11 protein-coding genes are annotated in these 9095 nt (G+C 73.8%); 2 read left to right on the forward strand and 9 right to left on the reverse strand.

Annotation, left to right across the window (positions count from 1 at the left end; all coding sequences use genetic code 11):
* Nucleotides 1–3: 3 nt before the first annotated feature.
* From IE207_RS20310 to IE207_RS20320, 3 genes are all read right to left on the reverse strand, one after another.
* A complete protein-coding gene (locus tag IE207_RS20310) occupies nt 4–1614 on the reverse strand; it encodes a VWA domain-containing protein (protein WP_190185664.1) in 1611 nt (536 codons plus the stop codon).
* Between the two features lie 272 nt (nt 1615–1886).
* On the reverse strand, nt 1887–3902 hold the full coding sequence (locus tag IE207_RS20315; RefSeq protein WP_190185665.1) for an FUSC family protein: 2016 nt from the start codon (nt 3900–3902) through the stop codon (nt 1887–1889).
* 98 nt (nt 3903–4000) lie between these two features.
* Nucleotides 4001–4828, reverse strand: a complete 828-nt coding sequence (locus IE207_RS20320) for a hypothetical protein (RefSeq protein ID WP_190185666.1) — start codon at nt 4826–4828, stop codon at nt 4001–4003.
* A 156-nt stretch (nt 4829–4984) separates the two neighbouring features.
* On the opposite strand from IE207_RS20320, the gene IE207_RS20325 reads away from it, so the two are divergent.
* Nucleotides 4985–5395: a hypothetical protein gene (locus IE207_RS20325; protein WP_190185667.1), complete on the forward strand. Its 411-nt coding sequence runs from the start codon at nt 4985–4987 to the stop codon at nt 5393–5395.
* A 60-nt stretch (nt 5396–5455) separates the two neighbouring features.
* Here the strand turns inward: IE207_RS20325 and IE207_RS20330 are convergent, their stop codons facing one another.
* The 6 genes from IE207_RS20330 to IE207_RS20355 form a co-directional block, all read right to left on the reverse strand.
* Nucleotides 5456–5608: a hypothetical protein gene (locus tag IE207_RS20330; protein ID WP_190185668.1), complete on the reverse strand. Its 153-nt coding sequence runs from the start codon at nt 5606–5608 to the stop codon at nt 5456–5458.
* A 102-nt stretch (nt 5609–5710) separates the two neighbouring features.
* Nucleotides 5711–6061: a hypothetical protein gene (locus IE207_RS20335; protein WP_190185669.1), complete on the reverse strand. Its 351-nt coding sequence runs from the start codon at nt 6059–6061 to the stop codon at nt 5711–5713.
* Between the two features lie 109 nt (nt 6062–6170).
* Nucleotides 6171–6818 carry a class F sortase gene (locus tag IE207_RS20340; RefSeq protein ID WP_190185670.1) on the reverse strand — a complete coding sequence of 216 codons (648 nt, stop codon included), beginning with the start codon at nt 6816–6818 and terminating at the stop codon, nt 6171–6173.
* 226 nt (nt 6819–7044) lie between these two features.
* Nucleotides 7045–7290, reverse strand: a complete 246-nt coding sequence (locus IE207_RS20345; protein WP_190185671.1) for a hypothetical protein — start codon at nt 7288–7290, stop codon at nt 7045–7047.
* Nucleotides 7291–7311: 21 nt separating this feature from the next.
* A complete protein-coding gene (locus tag IE207_RS20350) occupies nt 7312–8070 on the reverse strand; it encodes a CbtA family protein (RefSeq protein WP_190185672.1) in 759 nt (252 codons plus the stop codon).
* A 12-nt stretch (nt 8071–8082) separates the two neighbouring features.
* Entirely contained in the window at nt 8083–8298 is a 216-nt protein-coding gene (locus IE207_RS20355; protein WP_190185673.1) for a CbtB domain-containing protein, read from the reverse strand.
* Nucleotides 8299–8541: 243 nt separating this feature from the next.
* Between IE207_RS20355 and IE207_RS20360 the strand changes: the two genes are divergently transcribed.
* Nucleotides 8542–9018 (forward strand): histidine phosphatase family protein, encoded by a 477-nt coding sequence (locus tag IE207_RS20360; RefSeq protein ID WP_190185674.1) that lies wholly within the window; start codon nt 8542–8544, stop codon nt 9016–9018.
* Nucleotides 9019–9095: the final 77 nt, after the last annotated feature.

Consider the following 9095-nt stretch of genomic DNA (forward strand, 5'->3'; position numbering starts at 1 on the left):
CGGTCAGGGGCGGTCGTCGAAGCCGTCGAGAACGCCCTTGAGGAGGGCCGCCGAGGTCAGCTCGGACGGGGCGGGCCCGGCGTGGAAGAAGCCGGCGTTCGGAGCGTCCAGCTTGCGCAGGAAGTCGAAGGCCTTGGAGTCGTGGTCGCCGAAGGCGACGAACTGCCAGTGGATATCGAGGCCGGCCGCGTCGGCGATGGCCTGCTTGGCGGGCTGACGGTTGTCGGGGGCCCCGTCGGTCTGGAACACCACGAGCGCGCGGTGGTCGCCGCCGTCCTTCTGGTACCGCTCGATGACCGCCTCGACGGCCACGTGGTAGCTGGTGCGGCCCATGCGGCCCAGTTCGGCGTGGCGGGACTCGACCCAGGCGGCGTCGTGGGCGTCCAGGGTGAGGTCGGCGGTGCCGTCCACCTCCGTGGAGAAGAACACGGTGTGCACGGTCGCGTCCGCGTCGAGGTGCGCGGCGAGGGCGAGGGCGTGGTCGGCGAGGTACTGGGCGCTGCCGTCCTTGTAGAAGCCGCGCATGGAGCCGGAGCGGTCCAGGACGAGGTAGACCTTCGCGCGCGACCCGGTCCGGCCCTTGCCGCGCAGCACCTGGCCGGCTGCCTTGTAGGCGGCGGCCACCTCGGGCGCCTGCCGCTTCACGGCGGCGAGCGGTACGGCGGGGCCGTCCTCGGGAGCGGCGGCCTGCGGCTCCGCCTCGGGCTCCGGTGCGGTGTCGGCATCCGCCGCGGCGACCGGCTCGGGGGCCGCGACGGGCTCCGGCTCGGCCTCGGCCACAGGCTCCGTGGTCGCGACGGGCTCGGCCTCGGCCACAGGCTCCGGGGTCGCGACGGGCTCGGGCACGGCGACGGGCGCGGCCTCGGGGGTGGCTGCGGCGACGGGCTCGGGCGCGACCTCGGGCTCCGGCTCGGGGGCCGCGACGGGCTCGGGCACGGCTGCGGCCACCGGCTCCGCGGCTGCGACGGGCTCCGGCTCGGGCGCGGCCTCGGGGGTGGCTGCTGCGACGGGCTCCGGCTCCGGCTCGACGACGACGGCCGGTTCGGGGGTGGCTTCCGCCTCGGGCTCCGGTGCGGTGTCGGCTGCCACCACGGCGGCCGGCTCCGGGGCCGCGACGGGCTTCGCCTCGGGCTCGGGCGCGGCTGCGGCGACCGGCTCGGGCTCCGGCTCGGTGGCGGCGGCCGGTTCCGGTTGGGGGGTCGGGGTGGGTTCCGCTTCGGCGGCCGGTTCGGCGGCGCCGGGGGCTGCCTCCGGCTCCGCTTCCGCCAACGGCTCGGCCTTCGGCTCCGGCCGCCCCGGCTGCGGAACCGGCGCGGGCGAGCCGCCGGTCGGGCCTTCCGAGGTGGTCGCGGGCGACGGCCGACGCGCCTCCGGGACCGTCGGGTCCGTTGTCTGGGTCGGCGCCGTCAGCACGGTGCCCGGCTCCCGGTCGCGCGGCGCGGACTGCGGCGGGACCGTCGGGTTGTCGAAGGACGCCGCCACCAGGTCCGCCGCCACGTCCAGCGGCGTGCGTTCGGTCTGGCTCGGCACGGCCGCCGACGGGGCGTCCGACGAATCCGGAACGGGTTCGGCAGACCGTCCGAACACCTTGCGCAACAAGCTCCGAATACCCATGGGCCAGGCCTTTCGCATGTGTGCGTGCGTCATTTGTCCGTGCTGCGCGGTAGATCCCTACCCAGAGTGGACACGTAAGGTTATCGGCCCCTTGGCTGGAACGACGGCAGGGGCGCCAATCGTGGCGTTCCTGTCACCTGCGCACTCCGGCGGCCTGCGGGAACTCCCTCTTCCCCCGGTCCGATTCACGCAGCGTTCATCTCCGCGCCATGGCATCCGTGCGACCCCGCAGGCGGTTTCACGTGAAACAACCGCCTCTCCCGGCAGCGGCGTCAGTGTTCCGTGGCGATCGCGCGGGCGGCGACGATCTCCTGGTGGAGCGGGGCCAGGACGGACTCCTCCGCGCCCGGCGGGCGCGGACCGACGCGGACCTCCGCCGGGGTCCTGCTGGTGCGGACGCCTTCCGCCAGGCCCCGGAGTTCGGCGGTAATGGCCGCCACTTCCTCGGGAGCGGGCGACTCGGCCCCGTGGTTCACCCGCACCCGCGCGGCCGTCGTGGCGTCCACGATCCGCTCGACGGCCACGACCAGGGGCCACCACGCGGCGGCCCGTGCCCCCGTGGGCGGCGGCTCGGTCAACGCCCGCTGGAACTCGCTCCGTACGCCCGTCAGCTCACGGTAGATCCGCCGCCGGGCATGGAGCCGGGCGGTACGCGCCGCCGCCTCATCGGCATCGGTCGCGTCGGCGGCGCCGAACGCCCGCTCCACGTACCGGGCCGAGTCCTCGACGGCGTCGGCCAGCCGGTCCCCGAGCCGGGTGTGCCAGCTCTCGGGCCACAGCAGGTACCCCGCGACCAGGGTGATGGCGCAGCCGATCAGACTGTCCAGGAGCCGGGGCCAGATCAGGTCGAAGCCCTGGTGGTTGAGCTGGTCCGACAGCAGCAGGATCACCGGGGTGATCGCGGCGGTCTGGAAGGCGTACCCCTTGGCGGTGAACGCCGGGATCAGCGCGGCGAGTACCGCCATGACCGGCACGTCCCACCACCCCCGCGGTACCTCGGAGAGCACGGCGGCGGCCAGGACCAGCCCGCCCGCCGTGCCCAGCGCCCGCAGCACCGCCCGGGAGAACACCGAGCCGAAGTCGGGCTTGAGGACGAAGGTGACCGTCAGGGCCACCCAGTAGGAACGCTCGACCGGCACCAGGGAGACCAACGCCTGCGCCAGTCCGATGCACAGGGCGAGCCGCAGCCCGTACCGCCAGGAAGCCCCTGACAGCACCATCTCGCGCACCGCCCGCCGGGCCCGCTCGCGCAGTGCGGCGGGCCGGCCGAGCCGGTCGTCGGCGTTGTACGGGTCCGCGTCCGCCCGGTACACGATGGACGCCGCGTGCCGCAGGGCCGTGTCGATGGCTCGCTGGGACGGCCCGTGCGGCGCCGGAAGCTCCAGGACGGGCTCCCCGGTGCGGCCTTCCTCCACGGCGCTGGCCAGCGCCCGGACGGCCGCCGGGACCTCGGGCGGCAGCGGGCGGCTGCTCAAGTGCGCGGCGGGCGCCGCGTCCACGAGCGGGATCAGCACGTTCAGCTGGGCCAGGAGCCGCACGAGGGCCGGGTTGCGCCCGTGGACCCGGGCGCGACGGCCCAGGATGAGGTCATAGGCCTGGTTCAGGGACTGGGTGACCTCCAGGCGCCGTTCCTCGTACCCGGGCCCGCCCGCGGCTTCGAGGGCGGCGGCGAGGGAGCGGTAGCAGCCCGCGACGGCGGCCCGTTCGGGTTGCCGCCCGCGCAGCGGCCAGCCCAGCAGGGTCAGCGCCAGTACGAACAGTCCGCCGGCGCTCAGCAGCAGCGGCGCGATCCACCACGGCTTGGGGAGCGGCAGCCCGGCCCCCACCGCAGCGTTGAGCAGGAGCAGCAGTCCGGACACGGACGCGACGGTGCCGATGGAGGAGATCATCCCGGAGACGAGGGCGATCAGGGTGAGGGCGCCCACCGCGAGCCAGCCGTGCCCGAAGACGAGCGTCCCGAGCGCGACTCCGACGGCGCCGAACAGCTGGGGAACGGCGATGTTCAGGATCCGCATCCGGTAGGCGTCGGCGGTGTCGCCGATCACCCCGGACAGGGCGCCCATCGAAACGAGCGCTCCGTATTCGGGCTCGTCCAGGGCGAAGCCGACGGCGAGCGGGGCCGCCATCGCGATCCCGGCCCGCACGACGGCCGCCCAGGGCACGGGGGTCCGGCTCGGCCGCAGCCCGCTGAGCAGCCAGGCGGGCGGGGTCAGGGGGAGCTGCCGGGAGGCGGGCCGGGCCCGTGGCTGCCCGGGCGGTATGTGCTCGGTGCGTCGTTCGCTGGTCATTCCGCTTCCGTGGCGCCGCTCGCGAATCGGTTCTGCTGAGCTGTGGAGGGTTCTACGGGGTTCTGTGGAGTTCTGAGCCCGTTGCGTACGTTCCGAGCTTATGGGGTGCGGCGCAGTCGCCCGGTCAACCAGGCGGCCAGCGCGGCGGCGAGCCCGATGGCCAGCACCAGCCATGCGGTGGTGCGCAGGAACGAGGTGAGCGCGTCGTACACCGCCCCGGCGGCCGGGCGGTCGACGTCGGGCGGCAGATCGTCCAGGGTCAGGCTGCGGCAGACCTCCACGGCGATCCACAGCAGCACCGCCCCGACGGCCAGCCCGATACCGGTTGCCAGCACCGCGCGCCGGCGCCGCACGGCGACGGCCACCGCCGCCAGGGCGAGCACGACGGTCAGCAGGGGAAGCCATACGCCGGCGATCTGGAGCATGCGGAATCCTTCCCGGAGCGCGCCGAGATCGTCGTACTCCATGACCTTCACGGACAGGTGGGTGACGGGGATGCGGTCCGCGAACGGGATCCCGTCCCCTGTGAGTTCCGCTTTGACTTGGGCGAGGACGGGCGCCAGGTCGATGGTCACGGCGTCTCCGTGCCCGGTCGTCAGCGCCCGGAAGAACGCGGCGTGCGCGGCGCGGTTGGCGGCGTCCCAGGCCGTCCGGTACGCCGGTGTCCCGACGAAGGACCGCAGGGCCTCGCCGAGCAGGGTGTCGACACTGCCCTGGAACGGCCCGGCGTCGATCTGACCGGCCAGGGCGCGGGCGCCCTGGGTGACCACCACGTTCTGCACGGCCGGATCACGGGCCAGCGGGGACATCGCGGCGGTGTAGCGGTCGGCGTCACCCAGTTCCCGGTCGGCCCAGTACGCGACGGCGCTCGCGGGCACCAGGAGGGCCACGAGCACGATCAGTACCGCCGACAACGAGGTGCGCACGTCCCCAGGGAACGCCCTCGGTACCCCGCCGGGCCAGCTTGGTTGCTGCGTACGGGTGACCCCCGACGCGGCGCGTCGCCCGGGTGGCGGGATTGATCCACTTGCCGCCCCGGGGTGGCGGGTGTGCCCTGGAGGGTGGACAGAGAGGAGCCCGCCATGGCACACGCGGCACCCACCGCTCCCCGGCAGCCCCATCGGATGACAGGGGCGGACATCCGGCACGTCAGCAAGAGCGCACTGACGATCCCCCTGCTGACGGGCCTCGTCTACGGGGTCTGGGCGGCCTTCATCAATCGCCAGATGGGCCCGGTCGACGCCGGCAACGTCTTCTACGGGATCCTGTGCGGCGTCGTCTGCGCCGCCTGCGTGTTCGCCCTCGCCCAGTTCGGCTCCCGGCTCGTGCGCGAACTGCACGCGGCTGCCTGGGGCGCCTTCGCGGGCATCGCCTTGGGCTACCTGTACAGCCAGACCAATGAATCCGTGCTCCGCTCGGCGGGGATCGGCCTTGCCGTGGGTGTGGCCACCACGCTCGCCGCGTTCTACCGCTACCACTCGATCGAAGACTGACCCGGACGCGCCATCCACCGGGCGGCGCCGGTCCCACGGGGGACCGGCGCCGCCGTCAGCTCACTCCGCCGGCGCCGCCTCGGCCGGGCGCCCGGGCGGGTTTTCCCGGTGGCCGGTGTCCTCGGGTTCGGGGCGGCGGGCGGGAGCCGGGGTGGAGCGGGCGACTTCGGCGCGGAGCATGGCGTTGAGAGCCGCGTACGGGTCGATGGGCATGGCGGAACCTCACGGTGTCGCAGGAGTGTGGTCGAAACGCGCTGCCGGAGGCGGACCGGCCCCCGCGTGGACGACCTCGCGGGACCGAACCGCCCGGCCCGCTCAGCAGCGCAGGACCACACTCCGTACCGCCTGCCGCGACGACCCCGCCGCTACCGCCCCGTCCGGGGCGGTATGGATCGGGTGGGCGTCACGTTTCACATGGAACACCGCCACCGGCGGCCGCCGTACCTCCGGCGTGTCTCGTGTGAAGGTCCGCAGTGCCGGACGTGCCTCGACGTCCGGAGCCGGGTCCGACGAGCCGTCGGAGGGCTCCGCCGGGGCGGTGGTGGCAGGACGGGACTCGGCGGCCGTGGCCGCCGCCGGGCCGGCGCCGAACACGCACAGCAGCAGGACGCAGGCCACCGTCAGGGCCTTCGCCGGCATCGTCCGCGCGCACCGCGCACCGTTCATGCCCAGCTGTGTGCCCCGGCGCGCCGGAGTCCGTGCCGCCGCCGGGCGAGAAACGCCCGTTGGAGGGACGAAGACACCCCCCTCGGCTGACACGCGGCCGCCGCGCGGTTCAGCGGGTGTGGTGGCGTCCCGTCAGCCGGGCCATGACGACGGCGTCCGCGCCGACGAGTCTCAGTCCCGCCCGCTCCGGCCGTCCGGTCCGCTCCGTCCGCTGCCTGCGCTGAGGCACCGCACCCCCGCCGGATTCCACCGGTACGACCCGGTCCACCGTGAACACGGCGGTGCGGTGATCCGCGCGGGCGATCTCGATGACGCGCCCGCGCCGCAGACCGGCCAGCCGCAGCTCCTTGCCGGTGACGACGGCGGTACCGGCCGATCCCGGCGCCGGGCTGTCCGAGTCCCAGCGGACCCGGCCTTCCGGATTCCGGGAGGAGACGTGGAGGTCCACCTCCAGGCCCGGGATCCGCAGGCGCACGGGCCGCGCCGTCCGCATCGGCTGGACGGTGGCGGAAGAACCCCGGGCCGGCCTGGAGCCGTTGCCGGGAGCGTGCGGACCGGCCTGACCGGAGTACTCCCCGCCGTGCTCCAGCTCCCGCACCAGACGCCGGTGACCGGTCAGCCCCAGCGCCCGCGAAGGCAGTGCGTCGCTCGCGGCGACGGGCTCGGGGTCGGCACCCTGGGTGCTGTGCAACATCGCTACGCCGGTGCCGAGCAGAGTGACCGTCAGCGCACCGACGGCCCACTGGGCGCGGGCCATGGCATTCCCTCCTGGTCCGGCTCGGGCGGCCGGATCCTGTCAGCAGTGGACCGCTCCGGGCCCCCGGGCACATCGGGAGGCGCCGGACACCGCCGGCATGTCACCGGTGTGTCGTAACACCCCGGGCGCGTCTTCGCAGCTGGAAGAGGGTGAAGCCGCCGTTTTCCGGCCAACGCCCCCGGTGCGCCCGTACGGGTGAGGAGGAGGGGGGCGCGTTCACCGCCGGTCAGACCACCACCAGTGCCGCCGCCGTGGCGCCCATCAGCGCGGCGGCGACATGGATCGCCGGGTGCCCGTAGTCACCGAACCACAGCTGCCGGGCCAGACCGCCGAGGCCGGCCAGGGCCACGATGACGCCGGTCTGGGCCAGCAGGGTGACGGCGGTGAAGGGGGCCAGGAGCAGCAGGACGGAACTCAGCCAGAACGGGGCAGCACCCGTCCAGCCACGCCATTCCCAGATCGCCGTCTGCATGTGCCACCGGCCCCTTCCCTGTCAACTTGTCGGCTGCACAGCCTCCTTGGGGACGGTGGCGGGCACAAGGGCGCGTTCGGCTAGATATCCGAAGGACAGGCCGAAAGTCGCCCACAGGGCCATTTGGATGGTGAGTGACGCGAGCCGGAACTGCCAGATCAGCGTGGCCGGGAAGTCCGCCGGTACCTCGTTGACGCCGGGCAGGAAGGCGTACGCGACGGCGATCGCCACGACGAACGCGAGCCCGGCGACCACCGAGGCGTTCCAGTTGCCCATGCGCGGAGCGAGCCGCCGCCCGAGGATCAGCGCACCCGACGCGAGGAGCACGCTCAAGGCGATCATCAGCACGAAGAGGGTGGTGCGGTGGACCACCGTCTCCGGGTCGCCGACGGCCGGGGGGTTGGAGGGGTACTTGAAGAACGGCACCAGGTTGACGGTGACGAACAGGCCCCCGGCCACGAACGCCGCGGTGGCCCGGGGGCCGAAGCGGCCGATGCGGCCCAGGGCGTAGCAGAAGACGAGGGCGGCGATGCCGCCGAGTGCGACGCCGTAGAGCAGGGTGCCGGTGCCGAGTCCCGCCGTGGCCTGTAGGGCCCGGCTGACCGGGGCGGCGACCTCGTCACCGTGGTCGTGACCGGCCGAAGCCGCCTCTTCGAGGGCGATGGCCGCGTCCACCTTGGACTCGCCCAGGACATAGGCGACGAGGAAGGCGGCCAGACCGGCCAGCAGGCCCGCCAGCATGCCCCGGACGAGGAGAACGCGGGGGGATACGGAGTTCATGTGGACTCCGGATCAGTGGCAGGGGAAGCCGAGGAGGTGACGGCCGTCGTGCATCCACTCGTGGACGGTGTTGCCCTCGAAGAGCGCGGTCGCGCCCTGCTCGGCGCCGACGAGGTAGAGCAGGAAGAGGGTCACGATGCCCGCGAAGACGGCCCAAGGGGCCAGGGCGGAGAGGGAAATCGGGGCGACGGCGGCGGGAGCCGTCGTGGGCACGGCGGAGTGGGCCATGGCAGAACCTCCAGGGGGAACACGCGTCCCGGTCAGTGGTGCTCTTTGACGAAGGTGGCGGGTCTGACTTCCCTCCCCGTACTCGTGCGGGAGGTTTCACAGTGGCGCGACCGTGCCGGAATCTCACCGGTACTTCCGTCATACCTTCGTCATGTCGTCCGCGACCGTACCGCGCGCCTGGCTTGAACACCACGGCGTGTGGGCGCCGTCTCACGCCCCGGGCGCGCGCCCTACCCTCTTCCCATGCCTGCTGTACGTCTGCGTCTGGTGACGCCACCGCTCGATCAGGACGCCCGCCAGGGGCGGTTCGGGTACGGGCGGCCCTGCCCGGGCCACGAAGGCCTGCGCGGCCCCGACATGGGGCAGTGGGCGGGCCGGACCCTGGACGAGGTCGCCGCCGAGGACCCGCAGGCGGTCCGGCAGTGGCTCACCGACTCCGCCTGTGCGCCCCCGGGCGGCGGGGAATCGGTGGCGGCCCTGATCGCACGTACGGGCGCCCACCTCGCGGGCCTGGCCCCCGGCGCGCACCACGCCGTGGTGGAACAGGCCGTCGTACGGGCGGCCGTGGTGTACGCCCTGGAACTGCCGGCGGCGGCCTTCTGGCGGCTCGACGTACGGCCGCGGACCGTCACCGCGCTCACGGGACGCTCCGGGCGCTGGAACCTGCTCGTGGGACAGCCGGACGGCCCGGACCCCGCGGAGCGGTCCGGGCCGAACTGAGCGCCGAGCGAAGGAGCTAGTGCTGTGACCGGGAAGGTTCGCCGGGTTGCTTGTTGTGCTGGTTGGTAATGCTTTCC

Source organism: Streptomyces cirratus, from assembly GCF_014650775.1.
Lineage (GTDB): Bacteria > Actinomycetota > Actinomycetes > Streptomycetales > Streptomycetaceae > Streptomyces > Streptomyces cirratus.